The following is a 20,176-nucleotide window of genomic DNA, read 5'->3' on the forward strand; positions in this document are numbered from 1 at the left end:
TTTGATGAGAATATAACATCTGCTTCTTACGTGTCAATTGATGCAAATGAACAAATTGATTATTTGTACTCAGGTAAAGGAGTTTTGGTCTCATTGAAAAATCCTGAGGCAAAGTTAAATATGTCGCATGCAATGTCTGCGATTGCTGTTAATATTATTAAAGGGGATAATTATAAAGGAAGTGGAATTTTGCATAGTATAACTGTTAGTGGTGATGGATTTAAAGTCAAAGGTAACCTGAATATTGAGACAGGAGTGATTACGCCTGAGACGGATGGGTCTATCATTGTTGAAACAGAAAAAGAAATTGTCGGTAATGGATGGAATTCTGATTTACCGCAAACATTTACTATCCCATTTGAATCTGACGGTAAAAAAACAGTTATGACATTCTCTATTGATGACCAAAGTTATCAGGTTATCTTACCATCAATAAAGATAGAACGTGGAATGAAATATATTTTCAAATTAGGTTTGTCTGATAATAATATAACTTTATTTTCGGATAAAACTGAAATTGTGCCTTTACAAAAAGAAGATGATGAAATTGGTATGGAAAGCAGTGTAAAAACTATTGTATATGATTTTATTGGAGATAAGGCATTGCTTCCTGATATATCTGGAGAAAATATGGTAGCAGGTTTTGTAAATTGGGGAGACAATAGTACTCTGGAAATTTATAAATCACAGAATTCTCATATTTATAAAGAAACAGAAGATGTTCATACAATAAAAATTGAGAATTGGAATGCTGATAAAGTGACATTTAATAATCTGATTGGCATCTCAAAAATAGACTTATCTAATTTTAAATGAGAGTATTTACTTTCAATTTTAATATTTGCAAAACTCAAAATAAAACTAACTCAAAAAAAACAAAAAATGAAAAAACAAAAATTTATTAAGACACTTTTCCTAACGTGTATGCTTATGATGCTTTGTTGGGGATGTAAGGAAAATGAAGAGACACAGCAAGCAACATCGGTTAATAACATCAATGCAGTTTTGACTGCACCTGAAGGTCAGGTTTTCACGACATCTGCTACTATAGATGTGAAAGTTGCAGGTGCATTGGATTTTGCTTATAAGGTAGTTGAAGGAGCTAATGCAACGCCAGTTGATGGAGCTGTTATATATGCTGAAGCTCAAAATAAAGTTGATGGTATAGTGAAAATTGAAGATGATGCTCAGAAAATAAATATTTATGGTCTGGAAGGAAATAAGGATTACACAGTATTCTTTGCGTTCAGAGCTGATGATGGTTATAAGGTGGAATCTGTGTCATTGAAAACTCCTGTATATACTCAGCCTCTGACAATTGTGGATGCAAATATGTTTAAGGTTACATTCCATGTTGAAGTACCAAATGATACATATTATAAAGTGAGTATAGTTCCTACAGAAGTTTATAGAACTAACGAAGAACTTTATGGCTACAAGGACTTTAGTTATATGGCTGATGGTGATTTTATGGGAGAAGGCCAGGGTATGCCTTTACCACAATTCAAAGGTCCTAAGACTATTACATTTGAGAACGGACACAGTATGTATACTGGAGCATACAATGAAGATAAGGTTTTGAATTGGGGAGAAGGAACTGGCAGCGATCCTATAGAGGAGGCTGACTTGATAACTCAGATTAATCCAGGTACAAGCTACCAGCTTATTATATGGGAATGTCAAGAGAATGGTGATATTTCCGAATTCATGTTTGGAGGTATGTCAGAAATTAATGCTCAGGCGAGTTCAAGAGCAACTGAAAATCCGGTTTCACCTGTTGCACCGTCGGAAGTTTATTTATCTGGCGAACTTGTAACTTCAGTAGAAATGTCAATGGGAGGAATGGATATGGGTACATATCCTAAGATGTTCATGCGTCAGGGATTCTTTACTCAATTGCCGGCTCCAGGAAACGGTGAAGTAAAAATAGAAAAGGTTCTTGTACGCGAAAAGACGCTGGTTATGAAAATGACACCGGAAGAAGGTGTGCAGACAATGAAATATAACCTTATAGAAGAAGGTGAAAATATGGAGAAACTCCTTAAATATGTAGATGGTGAAAGAGGTATAGAATCTATGATATTCAGTGGAGGATATGAGTCGTCTAAAGAAATAGAAGTGGCATTTGATGTGGAGGTTGACAAAAAGTATTCTTTATTTGTTTCTGCTGTTTACAATGATGATGCTACTATACGTAGTCTTTACAAGATGACAGGTATAGAAATTCCTAAATCTACAAATCCTAAAGCTGAGCTTACGGTAGAAGCCGTTGAGTCGGCAAATGGTGATCCGTTTGTGGTTATGTTCAAAGTGAAAGCCCCTAACAAAGATTGTTATGCTTTCAGATATCTTATGAACTATACAAGTGAATGGTTTCCTATGCTGAACGGAATAGAAGGAGAGGAAATGGATACCAAAGTGGCTCAAATGATTGGACAGTACGGAACCGTTGTAAATGAAGAAAACGGTTCGGATATATTGAAGAAAATCAACAGCGATGAAGGCTATATATTAGGATTTACTTCACAGGATGATAAGGAAAGCTGGTTGGCACTGATGTCGTATAATGTAGACGAATCGACAAAATTGTTCTATGACGGACCTCAATACAGAGCAAGATCTGGCAAATGGGAGGCAGAAACTCCTGTACAGAGCGAATTGTTTGAGAAGCTTAAAGGTGAATGGACCGGAACACTTAAGCGTCCGGGAGAAAGTGGAATGATATCCACATTTGATGTCACTATCGGACAAGAACCGGCAGGATATACCACTACTCTTCCTGAGGAAATAAAAGCAGACCTTATAGAATACTTCAAGAAACAAGGAAACGAAAATCCACAAGCTGAAGTTGATAAACTGTGGGAGGAATTTAAAACAAGTCAGGAAAAATATAAAGATAAATATATCGGCCATAACTGGATGGTAGGTACAGGTTTCTGTTATGACAAAATATCAACTAGATTCGCGACTCCTCTTGACCTGTTCGGTGATACGGGATATTCTGCATATGATACTGACGAACTGTTCCAGGATTATGGTCCGAAATTGTTCTTCAAGATAGGAGCTGACAACAGCATTACACTTGTAAGTTCAGAAATGGATGATGAAGGTTTCTATACCACATATATTGATCCGTTTGAAGCATGGAGAAACCGTATAAGCCTATATGGTTACAATGAAGATTATGCTACAGATTTCAGTCAGTATAATTTCCCTTGTGAATTATCTGAAGATGGAAATACATTGACAATCAAACCTTATGAGAAAAACAATTTTGTATTCACTCCATCATTTGCACAGGAAATGAATATGGGTGCATGGAGCTGGAACTGTAAGGTTGATGGCAATATTGTTCTGACCAGGAAGTCTGATGCAGAAAGTCGCGCAAGCAAGAGTCGTGCATCACATTTATTTGTACCAGGAGAATATAAAGTATTACCAGTTAAAGGTAATGGCATGTTGAGAAGAACCCGTTTGCCAAAGGCAGATGTGCTTCCAGAAAGGGTTTATCATAAGCCTTATACTGTAGCGAATGCTCAGTGAGATTATTAAAAAATATATAATATCAGAAAACAGTAGCGGTTTAATGTGCCGTTACTGTTTTACTCGTTTTAATGAAGAGGTATTTGTGTAACAAATTTTAGTAAAGATTTATAGAAATGAAGAAAATCTCATTTTTGTTGGTCATACTATTGTTGATAGCAAACTATAGTTTTGCACAAAGTGTATGGCCTAATGTTAAGGTTGAAAAAATTAACGGTGATGTTGTAAACACAAAAGATGTACTTGAGGGAAAACCTGCTATTGTGTCTTTTTGGGGGGTTACTTGTAAGCCATGCATGACTGAACTGAATGCACTTAATGAGGTTATGGAAGAATGGCAGGAAGAAATAGACTTCAATATAATTGCAGTATCAATAGATGACAGCCGTTTTACATCACGTGCGCGTTCAATGGCTCAGGGATTTCAATGGGGCTTTATATGTCTGTTCGACAAGAACCAGGATCTGAAGCGTGCTATGAATGTATCTCTGACTCCACAAACATATATCGTAAATGCTAAGGGTGAGATTGTATATTCACATACCGGATATACACCCGGCAGTGAATATGAGTTATTTGAGAAACTTAAAGAGATAAGCGAGTAATGAGACAACTGATATTTACATTGCTATGCGTTACTTCACTTCCCTTATTTTCGCAGGAGAAGGGATATCTTACAGGGAGTCTTGAGTCAAACAGCATATATTATGTTAAGGATAATGGACTGAATAAAGAAAACTCAGTAGATCCTGACGACAGGTTCGGTAGCAACAACTATCTGAAACTTGATTATACTTTAGGTAAATTCAGTGCAGGAATACAGTTGGAAGGTTATCTCCCTACACTGCAGGGATATGATATCGGTCTGTATGGAAGTGGAAAGAAAGCAATATTAGGAATAAAGTATGCATCATGGCAGGATGAAAATTTTGCTTTTCGAGTAGGTGATATTTTTGAACAGTTCGGTTCCGGACTTGTTTTCAGAAGTTATGAAGACAGAACTTTAGGAATAAACAATTCTATAGAAGGTGTAAACGCAAGCTATAACTTCAAGAACTATGTCAGTGTAAAGGGATTGTATGGGCGTCCAAGACTTTATGATTCCTATGCTGACTCCTGGATAAGAGGAGCTGACCTGAGTTTATCGGTATCTGATATTATTGGATGGAATAGCGGATTGCTTAATCTGGAAGGAAGTGTTGTGAACCGTTACGAAGCATTGCCTGAAGATGCTTCCAATGCCTTGATTGTGGATAACCTGAATCTATATTCCGCAAGGCTGAATTTTGACTATAAAGGGATTAATATGGCTGCAGAATATGTTGGAAAAGGTAAAGATGCGTCGTTTAATGCTTCTAAGCCTGTGCAGGGACATGGATTTCTGGCTGAAATAGGATATAATTATAAAGCTCTGTCTGTGCTTGGGACATATCGTGAACTTAATTACATGAATACAACTCTGGCGCGTAATGGTAGAGGAGTTGGAAACGTGATGAACTATCTACCAGCTCTCACCAGACAATATACTTATATGCTTGCAAATCTTAATCCATATCAGGTGCAAGGAGACGGTGAGCGTGGAGGACAGTTGGATATATACTACTCCATTCGTTCAAAAGAGGATAGAAGTAAGTATTGGAATCTGCATTTTAATGCTTCCATGTTTTATTCTAATAAGAATATTACAGGGAAATCACGTCTGCTGTGGCGTGATATAAATGCAGATGTAGAACGTCAATGGAACAGGAAGTTCAAGACATCGCTTCTTGTATCGGTACAGGAATGGAATCCTTCTTTAGGTTTTGACGACGAGACTTATCTGTCGAACATCTTCGTACTGGACGGCCTTTATAAATTCGACCGTAAGAAGTCAATCCGTGCCGAGTTGCAGTATCTGTATTCACAGGACTACGAAAAAGATTGGGTTGCGGCTCTTGTTGAGTTCAGTTTTGCTCCAAAATGGAGCTTTTCTGTTAGTGATATGTACAATCTTGGAACTACTGATACACACTATTACAGTGGTTCAGTGAGCTACACACGCAAGAATACGCGATTACAATTGAGCTATGGCCGTAATAGAGCCGGATATGTATGTTCAGGTGGGGTTTGCAGATATACACCGGCATATACAGGCGCTAACTTGACTGTAACATCATCATTTTAATAACAAACATAAAAACAAAAAAACATGAAACTTAAGAATTTATTTTTCGGACTGGCTGCGGCATTTATGGCGACAGCCTGTTCAAGTAACGATGATCCAGGTAACGGAAACGTACAGGAAGGATTACAACTGAGCTCTTCGGAATCATACATTTTGAACAACGGACAGGAAGAGACATTATTCACCGTTACTATGGAAGGAGCGGACGTGACCGCACAATCTACAATATACCAGAAAGTAAACGGAAAATCGGAAGTATATGAAGGACTTTCATTTAAATCTTCCGAAGCTGGGAAATATGTTTTTTTTGCAAGTTATCAGGGTAAGCTGACACCGGAAATAACAATTGAAGCTGTGAAAGAGAAACTGCAACTTCCGGAGGATACCGACTCTGACAAATATGACGGTTTCCGTAAAAGAGTATTGGTTACAGAAGGCACAAGTCTTGACTGTAACATCTGCCCGAAAATGATTGTAGGGATAAATGAATTCAGCAAGCTGAATACAAACGGTGATGCAGTGCTTACTGTTGTTCACGGAGTAAAGGGAGAAGATGAGTTTTTCACACCTTCAACAGATGTTGTGGCTTTGCAGCTGTTCACCAGAGGTAACGTGGGCGGTGTTCCTTCAACAGTTCTGAACTTGAAAGCGGATGAAGGTATAGGGGTCTATGCTACAGACACACCGGAAACAATTGCAAATACTATTAAAAAGGCTGTGGATAGCGAAATGCAGTCGGAAGCAAGCTGCGCAATCTCGGCAGCAACTTCGGGAGATGCTACTAAAGGCATAAGTGTTTCTGCAAAAGTTAAAGTAAACAAGGCTGGAAGATACCGTATGGCTGTGTGGGTAATCGAAGATAATCTGGTAAGTTCTGAAAAGCAAATCGGTACGACTCCGGAACTTGATGCTATGTATGACTTCAGCAAACACAACCACTTGGTACGTTATGTGTCTGCAACCGAACCTATATTTGGTGACATAATGGCCGGCAAGGATACAAGCAAAGGCAACGAAGTTCTGGAGTTCCATCATTGCATAGAACAGGGGGCGTTCAAGTTTGCCGACATGCAGAATGTGAAAGTAGTGCTTATTGTAAGCAGAGCAGGTGAAAACTCATCAAACTTCGTAACAGACAACGTTGTGGAATGTCCGCTTAATCAAAGCATAACATTTGAATATAAATAAGATGACAGGTTGGCGAGGTTTTAGATATTTGATATCAGACATTAGGAAAAAATGGTAACTAAAGCCTTGTCAACTGGTAATTAAGGCCTAGTAATTAAAATAATAACAAAACTACAATGAAGAAACATATATTATACACAACCTTGCTTGCTCTGGCACCAGTGATATATTCGTGCTCGGACAATGAGGGCAATGATATGAAATTGCCGGAAGAGGCCATAACAATAGCTGAGGGGCTTGATGCGAATGGAGGTACTCTAACTGTAAATCTGACAGAAAACGGAATACCTGCCGGTGCATGGCAAACAGCTGTTTCAAGTAACCATTGGCTACAGGTAAGTGCGAATGCAGAAAAAAACCAACTTGAAATAAATTTTTCTGAAAATTTATGGCAGAATGACCGCGACGCAAAAATTAATATTACAGGGGCATCGGGTACAGTGGATTTGCTTGTATCACAAAAGTCTATTGAGTTCAGCGAAGACCATGAATATAAAATTCCTATAGTTTTTCATGTACTTTACAAAGACGAATCTGATGAAAAACAATATGTAAGACCTGGACATCTTGAAACTATATTGGAGGGCGTGAATAAATATTATGCAGACAACGGTTTGCCTGTCACCTTTGTGATGGCAGAAGAAGATAATGAAGGAAAAGCAATGCCTGAAAAAGGTATTTCCAGAGAAAAAATATCATATAATGATATTAATCCGGAGGATTTTATGGCAAGTGGCGATCCTAAATATAAAGAAATGCTTTGGGATAATGACAAATATATTAATGTATTTATCTATACATATACAACAGACCAACAGTATATAATAGGTATATCGCAATTCCCTATATTTCTTGAACCGTATTCTTTGGATGGTTGCACAACTTGTCCTTCGAACGGAAATCCATATGACTTTCCTTATCCGCACTGTATTTGTATAAACAATAACTACATTTATGAAATGCAGAAAGAGGGAGAAAACTATAATAATAAGGATATTACAATGACATTGGCTCATGAACTTGGTCACTTCCTTGCACTTTATCATGCATTCAATGAGAACAGCAGCTCTCCAAAACTGGATACTGACTATTGTACTGACACAAAACCATACAACAGAAACCAATATATGATAGGACTAAACTCATGGATTAGTAAAAATGGTCCTATAGGTCCAATAGGAAGTGATGGATACGAAAAGAATGTAATGCGTAATAATAGTGTGGAGCCAGAAGTGTTCCGTTCTACTAATATAATGGATTATGCTGTTTCTGATGCCAATAAATTTACTGAACAACAGAAAGAACGTATAATGTACAGCCTGCACCATTCATTCTTCTTGCCTGGTCCTAAGGATTTTAGTGAATCGCCAATATACCAGCAGAAAAGTAAGAGTGTAAAAAGCGGAGAAAATACTGAATGGGCATCTAAACCTAATATAACAAAATGTGATACAGGGCTTCATTAATATTATAGTTCATAGGTATAAGATCAATTTGCTTGTTAGCTGAAACTGCAATTAATATGCTTGCTTGTTTTTTACTAACATATGTTTGCTTGTAAAAAAATAACTTTTTACGTCCGCAAACTAAATATACCAATGAGTATTTGGAGAAATATGCTATTCTCAATTGCTCATTGGTATTATTTTGTTATTAAATAAAATAAATGGTTGTCTTTTTCGGGAATAGTGATTTACCAGAACTTATTCATCTCTTCATTGTATTCGAATCCTGCGTCTTTAAGACGTGATATTATTTCCTCTTTGTTAAGGCTTAAATCATCGCAAAGAGAGTCGAGCGAGGGATAAAAGTCTCTAAGCTTCATGTTGATGAGGCTGAAAAGCATCATCGGATCGTTTGGAAGTTCCATTGTCTTTTTGATTTTATGTTCGTTTTTTTCTGATGCAAAGGTACGCTTTATTTCAGACGGTTATATATCTTGATTAATTGTATTCTTCCGTTTTTATGATATTTTAGCTTATGTTGATGCTATGTTTGGAAAAATCAGCAGGTTTTTTGCTGTTATGAAAAACCGGATATTTGTGTAATAATTACTAAAGTTTTCATTATTAGGGTGGTTAAGTCGGGAAAAAGCATTACTTTTGCGAAGTTTTAATGATCATTAATTTAGAAAAAACTGAAAAACAATGTTGGAGCTTGACTTACTCACTGCTGTTTCTCCTATCGACGGCAGATATAGGACCAAGGCGGGAGCTTTGGCTGAATATTTTTCTGAGTATGCGCTGATCAAGTATCGTGTGCAGGTGGAAATAGAGTATTTTATTACTTTGTGTGAACTTCCGTTGCCACAGTTGAAGTGTTTCGATCATGCGCGTTTCGAATCATTGCGTAATATTTACCGTAATTTCTCAGAGGCTGACGCTCAGCGTATCAAAGAAATAGAAAGCGTTACTAACCATGACGTGAAAGCTGTGGAATATTTCATCAAGGAACAGTTCGACAAGCTTGGGGGATTGGAAAAATATAAGGAGTTCATCCATTTCGGATTGACTTCGCAGGATATCAATAATACTTCTGTGCCTTTGTCTATAAAAGAGGCTCTGGAGAAGGAATATTATCCGCAAATACAGAAACTTATTGACCAGCTTGCCGCATATGCTGAGGAATGGAAGGATATTCCTATGCTTGCGAAGACTCACGGACAGCCTGCTTCGCCTACAAGATTGGGTAAAGAGATTATGGTGTTTGTGTACAGATTGCGCCGTCAGCTGGATATACTGAAAGCTTGTGCCATTACTGCCAAGTTCGGTGGGGCTACTGGTAATTATAATGCTCACCATGTGGCATATCCTGAGTTTGACTGGAAAGAATTCGGTAATAAGTTTGTTGCAGAAAAGTTGGGATTGGAACGTGAGGAATATACTACTCAGATTTCGAACTATGACAATCTGGGGGCAATATTTGATGCGATGAAACGTATCAATACTATAATGATTGATATGAACCGCGACTTCTGGCAGTATATCTCAATGGAGTATTTCAAGCAGAAAATCAAAGCCGGTGAAGTAGGCTCAAGCGCAATGCCTCATAAGGTTAATCCGATAGACTTTGAAAATGCTGAGGGTAACCTTGGTATGGCTAATGCTATTTTCGAACATTTGTCGTCAAAACTTCCTGTTTCAAGATTGCAGCGTGACTTGACAGACTCTACTGTTTTGCGTAATATCGGTGTTCCTTTCGGTCATACTATTATTGCGATACAGAGTTCGCTGAAAGGACTTGGCAAACTGTTGTTGAACGAGCATAAGATTTATGAGGACTTGGATAACTGCTGGAGTGTGGTTGCTGAGGCTATTCAGACAATTCTTCGCCGTGAGGCTTATCCTAATCCGTATGAGGCGCTGAAGGCTCTTACACGTACTAACCAGGCTATAAACGAGGCTTCAATAAAGAATTTCATAGAGACATTGGAGGTGAGTGAAGATATAAAGAAGGAACTTCGCGCAATAACTCCACATAATTATACTGGTATTTAATTTTATATTTGATTTATAGAGACATTTTTGGCCCGAGAGGGTAAGAGTATTAATTTTTTTTTTGATTTAATTATTATGACAGAAAGAGAATTCAGACAAAACGGTGAAAACCAGTCTGGCCGCGATGGTAGAAAATCTTACAACAACAGAGAAGGTTATAACAGAAACAATCGTTATGAGGGTGGAAATTACGGACGTCGTCCTAACAATGGATTTGAAGGTGGTGAGCAACGTCAGAACCGCTCTTCGTTCAACCCTCGATTTAACAACAATAATAATGGTGCTGACCGTCAGCAGCGTGGAGGTTATGGCAAAAACAATTATGGCCGTCAGCAACGTCCTTATGGCAATCGCCCATATGGAAACAATGAAGGAGGGGAACGTTCTTACGGAGCACCACGTTTTAATAACAACGGCGGTGATCGTCAGCAGCGTCAGTTTACTCCTAGATTCAATAATGATGGGGGTGAACAGCGTTCGTTCCGTCCTCGTCAGGGACAGCAGGGCGGATATCGCCAGCAGGGTGGCGGATATGGAAACAACCGTCAGGGAGGATTCCGTCAGCGCACAAATGATTATAACCCGAATGCTAAATATAGCATGAAGAAGCAGATAGAGTATAAGGATGTGCTTACAGATCCTAATGAACCTATCCGCTTGAACAAGTTCCTGGCTAATGCCGGTATATGCTCACGTCGTGAGGCTGATGAGTTTATCACAGCAGGAGTGGTTTCTGTAAATGGTGTAGTGGTGACAGAACTTGGAACTAAAGTGCATCGCAATGATGACGTGAAATTCCATGACCAACCGGTAACCATTGAAAGAAAGGTGTATCTGCTGCTTAACAAACCAAAGGATTGCGTTACTACTGCAGATGATCCGCAGGAACGTAAGACTGTGATGGATTATGTGAAGAATGCATGTAAGGAACGTATTTATCCGGTGGGAAGACTTGACCGTAATACAACTGGTGTTCTTCTGCTTACCAATGATGGTGAGATGGCTTCGAAACTTACTCATCCTAAATATCTGAAGAAGAAAATTTATCATGTGTATTGTGATAAGAATGTTACAAAAGCCGATCTTGACCAAATTGTACAAGGTATAACTTTGGAAGATGGAGAAATTCATGCTGATGCTGTAAGCTATGCTTCTGATACTGATAAGTCACAGGTTGGAATAGAAATCCACTCTGGAAAGAACCGTATCGTACGCCGTATATTCGAACATTTGGGATATAAGGTAATTAAACTTGACAGAGTTTATTTTGCCGGACTTACAAAGAAAGGATTGCGTCGCGGTGACTGGAGATTCTTGACAGAAAATGAAGTAAATATGCTCCGTATGGGGTCTTTTGAATAATATAAATTATTAAATGATGGAAATGATTCGTAGAACAAAAATTGTTGACGTGCTGAAATCACGCGAATTCGGTAGTATGGTCAACGTTAAAGGCTGGGTTCGTACCCGCCGCGGTAGTAAACAGGTAAACTTTATCGCCTTGAATGACGGTTCTACTATAAATAATGTGCAGGTGGTTGTTGATTTGGCTAACTTCGATGAAGAAATGCTCAAACAGATTACTACAGGTGCATGTATCAGCGTAAACGGTGAATTAGTGGAATCTGTAGGTGCGGGACAGGCTGCCGAAATTCAGGCTCGCGAAATAGAAGTGTTGGGTGTATGTGACAATACTTATCCTCTTCAGAAGAAAGGACACTCAATGGAGTTCCTTCGTGAGATAGCTCACTTGCGTCCGCGTACAAATACTTTTGGCGCAGTGTTCCGTATTCGCCACAATATGGCTATTGCTATTCATAAGTTCTTCCATGACCGTGGTTTCTTCTATTTCCATACTCCTATCATTACTGCTTCTGACTGTGAGGGTGCGGGACAGATGTTCCAGGTTACTACCATGAATCTGTATGATCTGAAGAAGGATGAGAATGGATCTATAGTTTATGATAATGACTTCTTCGGCAAGCAGGCTAGTTTGACTGTGTCTGGTCAGTTGGAAGGTGAATTGGCTGCAACTTCACTTGGTGCAATCTATACTTTCGGTCCTACTTTCCGTGCTGAGAACTCTAATACTCCTCGTCACTTGGCTGAGTTCTGGATGATTGAACCTGAAGTGGCTTTCAATGACATCAATGATAATATGGACTTGGCTGAAGAGTTCATTAAATATTGTGTGCAGTGGGCTTTGGATAACTGCTATGATGACGTCAAATTCCTGAACGATATGTTCGATAAGGGATTGATTGAACGCTTGCAGGGTGTATTGAAAGATAGCTTTGTTCGCTTGCCATATACTGAAGGTATAAAGATACTTGAAGATGCTGTAGCTAAAGGTCATAAGTTTGAATTCCCTGTATTCTGGGGAGCTGACCTGGCTTCTGAACATGAACGTTATCTGGTGGAAGAACATTTCAACAAACCGGTAATCCTGACTGACTATCCTAAGGAAATCAAGGCATTCTATATGAAACAGAATGAAGACGGAAAGACTGTACGTGCTATGGATGTGCTGTTCCCTAAGATTGGTGAGATTATTGGTGGATCTGAACGTGAGGCTGACTATGACAAACTGCTTACTCGTATTCAGGAACTTGGTATTCCTATGAAAGATATGTGGTGGTATCTTGATACTCGTAAGTACGGAACTTGTCCTCACTCTGGATTTGGACTTGGTTTCGAACGTTTGCTGTTGTTCGTTACAGGTATGTCGAATATACGTGACGTTATACCTTTCCCTCGTACTCCGAGAAATGCAGAATTCTAATATTCGAGAATATAGAAATTATAGGCTGTATGGATAATTCCGTACAGCCTTTTTTGTAATATGTATTAAGATTAAGGCCTGATAATAAAAAAAAGATGCTAATCTGTGTATCTAATAATTATTTTTGTTATATTTGTAGAAACCTATTAATAAACTTAAATATATAGTGTTATGAAAATGCGCAGTTTCTTATTATTGGCATTATTGTTGCTGGTGGCATCGGGTAATGCGTTGGCGCAAAAGACTGAAAAAGTTCCTGTAAGTCTTAATGGCGTATGGCAGATGTGTTTTTATCGTTCTAATTCTCCGGATGTAGCCGGTGAGCTTAAAACAAGTAATTCATTTAAAATTCTTTCGGACGACGGACGGTTTACTAATATGGTTATGATGCCTCATGGAGCTATTATAATAGGTGAAGGGACATATGAGGTGGATTCTGAAAAATCATATACAGAAATTGTTGAAAGAAATCTCCATCTTCCGCAGCTGAACGGAAAAAAGAATGTGATGGAATACGAAATGAAGGAAAATGGAATAATGGTTGTGAAATATTTTCTGAAAGAGGATATTAACGGAAATATAATAGATTCATGGTGCTATGAAACCTGGAAAAAGGTTACTATGCCGGAAAAATATCCTGAGAACATTATTAGGTAATCGATAAATATAGTACTAAAATATATAAACGGGCTACTGTCGTTTTATTACGATGGTAGCCTTTTTAGCATAGTATCAACTGATTAAGATAGAAAAATACGGAAAAACTTTGTCTGTTTCAAGAAAAGTTGTACCTTTGCAAGCCGATTATTATCAAATAGTGATAAATTTAAGATTCAGAACACTTTAATTCTTCTTTGTCCGGGACGGATGATGTGTGATGAATTCGTTTTTTAGTAGTTAACATTTTAAAAAAGATTTAAGAGTGGATACTTTAAGTTACAAGACCATTTCTGCAAACAAGGAAACTGCAACAAAAGAATGGGTTGTAGTTGATGCTACCGACCAGGTCGTAGGACGTCTCGGTGCAAAAGTTGCGAAACTGTTGAGAGGAAAGTACAAACCAAACTTTACTCCTCATGTGGACTGCGGTGATAACGTTATTATCATCAATGCAGACAAAGTTAAGTTTACAGGTAATAAGTGGAATGACAAAGTGTATTTGAGCTACACAGGTTATCCTGGTGGTCAGCGCGAAATCACTCCTGCTCGCTTGATGGCTAAACCTAATGGCGCTGAAAAATTGATGAAGAAAGTTGTTAAAGGTATGCTTCCTAAAAACCGTCTGGGAGCTAAATTGCTTGGCAACTTGTATGTTTATGAAGGTTCTGAACACAAACACGAAGCTCAGACTCCGAAAGTTATTGATATTAACACACTTAAATAATAAAGAATGGAAGTAGTAAATGCATTAGGCAGACGTAAAAGCGCAATTGCTCGCGTTTTCGTTAGCGAAGGTACAGGAAAGATTACTATTAACAAGAGAGACCTTGCAGAGTACTTTCCATCAACTATTCTGCAGTATGTAGTTAAACAGCCTCTTAACCTTCTTCAGGTGGCTGAAAAATATGATATTAAAGTAAACTTGTGTGGTGGTGGTTTTACAGGACAGTCACAGGCTTTGCGTTTGGCAATCGCTCGTGCTCTTGTTAAAATCAATGCTGATGACAAGAAAGCTCTTCGTGCAGAAGGCTTCATGACTCGTGACTCTCGTTCTGTTGAACGTAAGAAACCAGGACGTCCGAAAGCACGTAGAAGATTCCAGTTCAGTAAACGTTAAGCGATTGAGTTTGTTAGTTTTTAAGTTTGTAAGTTTGTTGCAAGTAATCGGTTTGCGAAACTTCAGACTAAACTCAAGAACTTAGAAACTCAAAAACTTAAATGTAAAAGCGTTTAGTATCTAAACTGTCAGGATTTTCCCTACAATTGTTTGCGGAGAAACTACCGGACAGTTGGTTCAATTTAAACAAAAAAGAAAGTAAACGATTAAAATTAAAAACAATGTCAAGAGTAAATTTTGATACATTATTGGAAGCAGGCTGCCACTTCGGACATTTGAAGAGAAAGTGGAACCCGGCAATGGCTCCTTATATTTTTATGGAACGCAACGGTATCCATATCATCGACCTTAACAAAACCGTTGTAAAAGTTGAAGAAGCTGCTGATGCTTTGAAGCAGATCGCAAAATCAGGAAAGAAAGTCCTTTTTGTTGCTACTAAAAAACAAGCTAAACAGGTAGTAGCTGAGAAAGCTGCTTCTGTAAATATGCCATACGTTATCGAACGTTGGCCAGGTGGTATGTTGACTAACTTCCCAACAATCCGTAAGGCTGTTAAGAAGATGGCAACTATCGACAAACTTACTAACGATGGTACTTATTCAAACTTGTCAAAGAGAGAAGTTCTTCAGATTTCTCGTCAGCGTGCTAAACTTGAAAAGAACCTTGGTTCTATCGCTGATTTGACTCGTCTTCCATCTGCTTTGTTTGTTATCGATGTTTTGAAAGAAAATATTGCAGTACGCGAAGCTAACCGTCTTGGTATTCCAGTATTTGCAATTGTTGATACAAACTCTGATCCTTCTAACGTTGATTACGTTATTCCAGCTAACGATGATGCTACTAAGTCTGTAGAAGTAATTCTTGATGCTTGTTGCGCTGCAATGGCTGAAGGCTTGGAAGAAAGAAAAGCTGAAAAAGTAGATATGGATGCTGCAGGTGAAGCTGCTGCTCCTAAAGCTGCAAAGAAAAAAGCTGGTAGAGCTCGCATGGATAAAGCTGAAGAAGATGCTATAAACGCTGCTAAAGCTGCAGCTTTCGTTAGCAAAGAAGATGAAGCTTAATTCTAGAAATTAAATATATAAAATTGAGAATTGAAAATTGAGAATGGAACATATTTGCTCAGATTCTCAATTCTCAATTCTCAATTTTGTTTTATAACGATATTATTAACTCTTAATAAAAAGAAATTATTATGGCTGTAAGTATGGCAGATATTACCAAGCTTCGTAAATTGACAGGAGCTGGTATGATGGACTGTAAAAATGCTTTGAACGATGCTGAAGGCGATTTCGACAAGGCAATGGAAATTATTCGTAAAAAAGGACAGGCAGTTGCTGCAAAACGTTCTGACCGTGAAACTTCAGAAGGTTGTGTATTGGCTAAGTCTACAGGTGACTATGCTGCTATGATAGCTTTGAAGTGTGAAACTGACTTCGTTGCTAAAAATGCAGATTTCGTTGCTTTGACTCAGGCTATTCTTGATGCTGCAATTGCTAACAAGTGCCAGACTTTGGATGAAGTGAAAGCTCTTCCTATGGGTGCTGCAACAGTTGCAGATGCTGTTGTTGACCGTAGTGGTATCACTGGTGAAAAAATGGAATTGGATGGCTATTTCGTAGTTACAGGAGCTAGTACTGCAGTTTACAATCACATGAGCAAGAACCAGCTTTGTACTATGGTTGCTTTCAACAAGCCTTGCGATCAGCAGATTGCTCATGAAATCTGTATGCAGATTGCAGCTATGAATCCTATTGCTATTGATGAAGCAGGTGTTCCTGAATCAGTAAAACAGGAAGAAATCAATGTAGCAGTAGAAAAAACTAAAGCTGAACAGGTTCAGAAAGCTGTGGAAGCTGCTTTGAAGAAAGCTGGTATCAACCCTGCTCACGTTGATAGCGAAGAACATATGGAAAGCAACATGGCTAAAGGATGGATTACAGCTGAAGATGTAGCTAAAGCTAAAGAAATCAAAGAAACTGTTGCTGCTGAAAAATCTGCTAACTTGCCACAGGCTATGATTGAAAATATCGCTAAAGGTCGTTTGGGCAAATTCTTGAAAGAGGTTTGTCTTTTGAAGCAGGAAAGTATTATGGATCCAAAGAAGACTGTTGCTGACACATTGAAGGCTGCAGATCCTGAATTGGTTATTACTGATTTCAAACGCTTTACTTTGCGTGCTGAATAATAATATCAGAAAGATATAAAATAAAAACGTGAATCGTTTTAGCTATATAGCTACGGTTCACGTTTTTTTTATTTTGCGGTTTTTGAGATCCTTTACCGGGAGAGTGACATTGAGAAAATGCTTCAGGAGAATTATCGGGAAGCATATATGAGTAGTAAATAAAAGATAAGCATAAAGGCTGTGTGCCGGTCAGGATGAACCGATGTCACACAGCCTTTATGCTTGCATGATGAACAATTATACATCTTCAGGCATGGGGATGACAAGGATAGAGTCACTGCACCGGATTCCGTAGAATACGTCACGAACCCGTTCCTGCTGGGGTATCAGAATATCCTTCTCTACCAGATCTTTTATATCGCGTGCTGCTGTATCTGGTGATACCTTTACACGTTTTGCCCAGTTCTTGGCCGTCAGTTTGCCGGGATAACCGTCCAAATATAAATTCAAGACTTCGCGTTGTCGTTCGGACAGGACTGTTTCGGCATGGGTTTGCCAGAATATGGCCTTGTTAAGAACCTTCGACAATGTTTCGTCGGATTGCTCGACAGAACGGAGCAGACAGTCAAGATACCAGATAATCCATTCAGTAATCTCGCAATCTCCCTTCTGTGTTTCCTCCAATATATCGTAATACTGTTTTTTATCTTTGTTTATCTGATGGGAGATACTGAAGAAACGCATCTTTGAGTTTTCAGCCTGTGAAAGTGCCATATCAGCAATGGCCCGTCCGATTCGTCCGTTTCCGTCATCAAAAGGATGGATACAGACAAACCACAAATGGGCTATCGCTGATTTTACATAACCGTTATGTGCATCTGAATTGAACCAGTCCAGAAACCGATTCATTTCTTCGTCTATTCTTTCAGAAGCAGGCGCTACATAATGTACCTTTTCCCGACCGAACATTCCAGAAATAACTTTCATATCTCCACTGCGGTATCGGGCTACATCTATTTTTGTTGGACCGCTCCATCCAGTAGGAAACAGGCAGTTGTGCCAGCCGAAGAGTCTTTCATGGGTAAGCGGACTGTTGAAATTGACGGTTGCGTCAAGTGCCATTTCCACTACTCCGTCTATATATCGTGAGGATTCGGTCGGATTCGGTAGTTGTACTCCGAGTTTGCGGGCTACAGATGAACGTACCTGCTCATTGTTCAATTCCACTCCTTCAATTTCTGATGATGCAATGATGTCATGAGAGATGGATTCAACTACGGCAGACATCTTGTCGTTAAAACCGATAACACTAAGGCGTCCCATCAGATAACCGACAGCTTTGTTTACCTTGTTCAGCTTCTCACCGACAAGTTCCTTGTTCCACGAAAAAGAAGGCCATTCTTTATGTTCATGTATATACATAGGCATCACTGTTTTCTGCAAATATACAGTTTTGCGGATAATTAACCGCAAAATTTGCGGCTTATTATCTGCATGAAATAGTGAAATCGATATTTATCAGCATTTTAGATATGACTTATGATTTCCATTCACCATGCAGATAACCATTGACTTTTCAGATTGGAACAGTCTGCTGATTATATACTCACGTAATTGTTGTGCCGGATAAGTATTAATCTGAAAGGCAAGCGCAAATATCATTTCCAGGTTATAGACTACCTGATACCCCTCTTTTAACGGAATACGTTGTTCTGCGGTGAATGGTTGCAAAATCTCAAGTTTATATATTCTTCTTTTCGCTGCTCGTAAGGTCGGTGCAATCACATTGAACAAGCCGACGAGTTCGGTTTCGTCCATACGAATCTTATAAGGATGGACAGCAGGAATAACAATCCTGCCGTCTTCTGTTATATGGATAATTTCTCTTTTCATAAGCTACAAGCAATTTGAAAGTACATCCCTTACATTATTCATATCTTTCAGAATGGAACTGTCGAGTACCCTTGCATAGTGCTGCGTCATCTTGATATTGGAGTGACCGAGCATTTTGGCTACATTCTTAATGCTTACCCCATTGGCCAAACAGACAGATGTGGCGTATGAGTGACGGGCGGTGTGTGTAGTCAGGTTCTTCTTTATCAGACACAGGTCGGCAATCTCTTTCAGGTAACTGTTCATCTTCTGATTGCAGGGGACAGGCAGCAATACTCCTTTCTTTTTGCAGGCCGGATAATCTGCATATTTTCTCAGGATTTCCAAATGAATATCCAGCAGCGGAATGTTACACATGTTCTTTGTTTTCTGACGTGGCTTCCTGATCCACAGGTTTCCGTTGTTGTCTTTTACGATATGCTCAGGGGAAAGCTGTTGTACGTCAATGAAAGCCAAACCGGTGAACGCTGCGAAAATAAAAACATCACGGACTACGGTGATTCGCTCCAGAGGAAATTCTTGTGGTAGATGGTCAGTAGCTCATCCATAGTAAGAAACTCACGGATTACTTCTTTTTCGTGGAACTTGATACCGATAAACGGATCCTTGGCTATCCATTCATTGGCCAGTGCCAGATTGGTAATCTTCTTCAGGCACTTCATATAACGGATGACGGTATTCTGCTGACATTCTTTTTCCGTCTTCAAATAAAATTCAAAGGCACGTACCAGCTCACCGTTGACTTCCGCCAGCGGCAGATCATCCTTTCCGTATTTCTGTCTGATAAGTGCGGCAAGATAGCGCTTGCAGCTTTCATAACGGCGAACGGTAATCAGGGCATAGTCTTTCCCGACCAGGGCACGGCATTGGTCATTGTGCTCTTGCATGGTACCGATAAGGGTGCGGACCGCTTCCGGTTCTTTGTCCTGTCCGAAAAATATTTCCTGTAACAGACGTGCCGTTATAGGTTGGTTCTGTTCTTCCAGCTCACAAAAAATCTGATGTAACTTGATTCTCGCATTTTCGATGTAGGCATTCAGATCGCATGATTTGCGGCTTTTGCCTCTGGCGGATTCCTTTGCCTGACTCCAGAGAGACGGGTCAATGCTTTTGCGGATGTTGTTTTCAACTCGCGTACCATCTACAGTGATACGCATACAAACGGATGCTTCTCCGTTTTTCAGCAGCTTGGTCTTCTTCAAGAAGA

17 protein-coding genes and 1 pseudogene are annotated in these 20,176 nt (G+C 39.0%); 14 read left to right on the forward strand and 4 right to left on the reverse strand.

Annotated features, from left to right (window positions below; genetic code table 11):
- From I6E24_RS09815 to I6E24_RS09840, 6 genes are all read left to right on the forward strand, one after another.
- A partial coding sequence (locus I6E24_RS09815) for a fimbrillin family protein (protein WP_235328308.1) occupies positions 1–816 on the forward strand: 816 nt, incomplete at its 5' end.
- Between the two features lie 66 nt (positions 817–882).
- Positions 883–3,543 (forward strand): hypothetical protein, encoded by a 2,661-nt coding sequence (locus I6E24_RS09820; RefSeq protein WP_235328310.1) that lies wholly within the window; start codon positions 883–885, stop codon positions 3,541–3,543.
- Between the two features lie 116 nt (positions 3,544–3,659).
- On the forward strand, positions 3,660–4,148 hold the full coding sequence (locus I6E24_RS09825; RefSeq protein ID WP_235328312.1) for a TlpA family protein disulfide reductase: 489 nt from the start codon (positions 3,660–3,662) through the stop codon (positions 4,146–4,148).
- On the forward strand, positions 4,148–5,707 hold the full coding sequence (locus I6E24_RS09830; RefSeq protein WP_235328314.1) for a DUF6029 family protein: 1,560 nt from the start codon (positions 4,148–4,150) through the stop codon (positions 5,705–5,707). The genes I6E24_RS09825 and I6E24_RS09830 overlap by 1 nt, the downstream gene beginning before the upstream one ends.
- Before the next feature lie 24 nt (positions 5,708–5,731).
- On the forward strand, positions 5,732–6,895 hold the full coding sequence (locus I6E24_RS09835) for an Omp28-related outer membrane protein (protein ID WP_235328316.1): 1,164 nt from the start codon (positions 5,732–5,734) through the stop codon (positions 6,893–6,895).
- 116 nt (positions 6,896–7,011) lie between these two features.
- Entirely contained in the window at positions 7,012–8,361 is a 1,350-nt protein-coding gene (locus I6E24_RS09840) for a zinc-dependent metalloproteinase lipoprotein (RefSeq protein WP_235328318.1), read from the forward strand.
- A 227-nt stretch (positions 8,362–8,588) separates the two neighbouring features.
- Here I6E24_RS09840 and I6E24_RS09845 read toward each other — a convergent pair whose 3' ends face one another.
- A complete protein-coding gene (locus I6E24_RS09845) occupies positions 8,589–8,765 on the reverse strand; it encodes a DUF4250 domain-containing protein (RefSeq protein WP_235328320.1) in 177 nt (58 codons plus the stop codon).
- Positions 8,766–9,045: 280 nt separating this feature from the next.
- On the opposite strand from I6E24_RS09845, the gene purB reads away from it, so the two are divergent.
- The 8 genes from purB to tsf all read left to right on the forward strand — a co-directional run bounded on the left by purB (position 9,046) and on the right by tsf (position 17,136).
- On the forward strand, positions 9,046–10,392 hold the full coding sequence (purB, locus tag I6E24_RS09850) for an adenylosuccinate lyase (protein ID WP_154043345.1): 1,347 nt from the start codon (positions 9,046–9,048) through the stop codon (positions 10,390–10,392).
- A 72-nt stretch (positions 10,393–10,464) separates the two neighbouring features.
- Positions 10,465–11,754 (forward strand): pseudouridine synthase, encoded by a 1,290-nt coding sequence (locus I6E24_RS09855; RefSeq protein WP_394800391.1) that lies wholly within the window; start codon positions 10,465–10,467, stop codon positions 11,752–11,754.
- Between the two features lie 16 nt (positions 11,755–11,770).
- A complete protein-coding gene (gene asnS, locus I6E24_RS09860) occupies positions 11,771–13,174 on the forward strand; it encodes an asparagine--tRNA ligase (RefSeq protein WP_235328334.1) in 1,404 nt (467 codons plus the stop codon).
- Between the two features lie 171 nt (positions 13,175–13,345).
- Complete coding sequence (locus I6E24_RS09865; protein WP_235328324.1) at positions 13,346–13,831, forward strand: DUF4488 domain-containing protein; 486 nt, start codon at positions 13,346–13,348, stop codon at positions 13,829–13,831.
- A gap of 265 nt (positions 13,832–14,096) precedes the next feature.
- Complete coding sequence (gene rplM / locus I6E24_RS09870; protein WP_204404141.1) at positions 14,097–14,558, forward strand: 50S ribosomal protein L13; 462 nt, start codon at positions 14,097–14,099, stop codon at positions 14,556–14,558.
- Between the two features lie 6 nt (positions 14,559–14,564).
- The gene (gene rpsI / locus I6E24_RS09875) at positions 14,565–14,951 is read left to right on the forward strand and encodes a 30S ribosomal protein S9 (RefSeq protein WP_154043087.1); all 387 of its coding nucleotides are present in this window, start codon (positions 14,565–14,567) and stop codon (positions 14,949–14,951) included.
- Between the two features lie 221 nt (positions 14,952–15,172).
- Positions 15,173–16,012: a 30S ribosomal protein S2 gene (gene rpsB / locus I6E24_RS09880; protein ID WP_235328326.1), complete on the forward strand. Its 840-nt coding sequence runs from the start codon at positions 15,173–15,175 to the stop codon at positions 16,010–16,012.
- Positions 16,013–16,143: 131 nt separating this feature from the next.
- Entirely contained in the window at positions 16,144–17,136 is a 993-nt protein-coding gene (tsf, locus tag I6E24_RS09885; RefSeq protein ID WP_235328328.1) for a translation elongation factor Ts, read from the forward strand.
- A gap of 237 nt (positions 17,137–17,373) precedes the next feature.
- Here tsf and I6E24_RS09890 read toward each other — a convergent pair whose 3' ends face one another.
- From I6E24_RS09890 to I6E24_RS09900, 3 genes and pseudogenes are all read right to left on the reverse strand, one after another.
- A complete protein-coding gene (locus tag I6E24_RS09890) occupies positions 17,374–18,498 on the reverse strand; it encodes a Fic family protein (protein WP_235328330.1) in 1,125 nt (374 codons plus the stop codon).
- A gap of 96 nt (positions 18,499–18,594) precedes the next feature.
- Positions 18,595–18,969 (reverse strand): hypothetical protein, encoded by a 375-nt coding sequence (locus tag I6E24_RS09895; protein WP_235328332.1) that lies wholly within the window; start codon positions 18,967–18,969, stop codon positions 18,595–18,597.
- A 3-nt stretch (positions 18,970–18,972) separates the two neighbouring features.
- Positions 18,973–20,176 (reverse strand): annotated as a pseudogene (locus I6E24_RS09900) (site-specific integrase); the annotation flags it as partial.

This window comes from Bacteroides caecigallinarum (assembly GCF_021530995.1).
In the GTDB taxonomy this organism is placed as follows: domain Bacteria; phylum Bacteroidota; class Bacteroidia; order Bacteroidales; family Bacteroidaceae; genus Phocaeicola; species Phocaeicola faecigallinarum.

Excerpts from the sequence above, each read along its gene's own strand:
- I6E24_RS09835 (WP_235328316.1), top strand. The coding sequence starts at position 5,732 with ATGAAACTTAAGAATTTATTTTTCGGACTGGCTGCGGCATTTATGGCG.
- I6E24_RS09865 (WP_235328324.1), top strand. The coding sequence starts at position 13,346 with ATGAAAATGCGCAGTTTCTTATTATTGGCATTATTGTTGCTGGTGGCA.
- tsf (WP_235328328.1), top strand. The coding sequence starts at position 16,144 with ATGGCTGTAAGTATGGCAGATATTACCAAGCTTCGTAAATTGACAGGA.
- asnS (WP_235328334.1), top strand. The coding sequence starts at position 11,771 with ATGGAAATGATTCGTAGAACAAAAATTGTTGACGTGCTGAAATCACGC.
- rpsI (WP_154043087.1), top strand. The coding sequence starts at position 14,565 with ATGGAAGTAGTAAATGCATTAGGCAGACGTAAAAGCGCAATTGCTCGC.
- I6E24_RS09895 (WP_235328332.1), bottom strand. The coding sequence starts at position 18,969 with ATGAAAAGAGAAATTATCCATATAACAGAAGACGGCAGGATTGTTATT.
- I6E24_RS09845 (WP_235328320.1), bottom strand. The coding sequence starts at position 8,765 with ATGGAACTTCCAAACGATCCGATGATGCTTTTCAGCCTCATCAACATG.
- I6E24_RS09890 (WP_235328330.1), bottom strand. The coding sequence starts at position 18,498 with ATGTATATACATGAACATAAAGAATGGCCTTCTTTTTCGTGGAACAAG.
- I6E24_RS09840 (WP_235328318.1), top strand. The coding sequence starts at position 7,012 with ATGAAGAAACATATATTATACACAACCTTGCTTGCTCTGGCACCAGTG.
- rpsB (WP_235328326.1), top strand. The coding sequence starts at position 15,173 with ATGTCAAGAGTAAATTTTGATACATTATTGGAAGCAGGCTGCCACTTC.
- I6E24_RS09825 (WP_235328312.1), top strand. The coding sequence starts at position 3,660 with ATGAAGAAAATCTCATTTTTGTTGGTCATACTATTGTTGATAGCAAAC.
- I6E24_RS09820 (WP_235328310.1), top strand. The coding sequence starts at position 883 with ATGAAAAAACAAAAATTTATTAAGACACTTTTCCTAACGTGTATGCTT.
- I6E24_RS09830 (WP_235328314.1), top strand. The coding sequence starts at position 4,148 with ATGAGACAACTGATATTTACATTGCTATGCGTTACTTCACTTCCCTTA.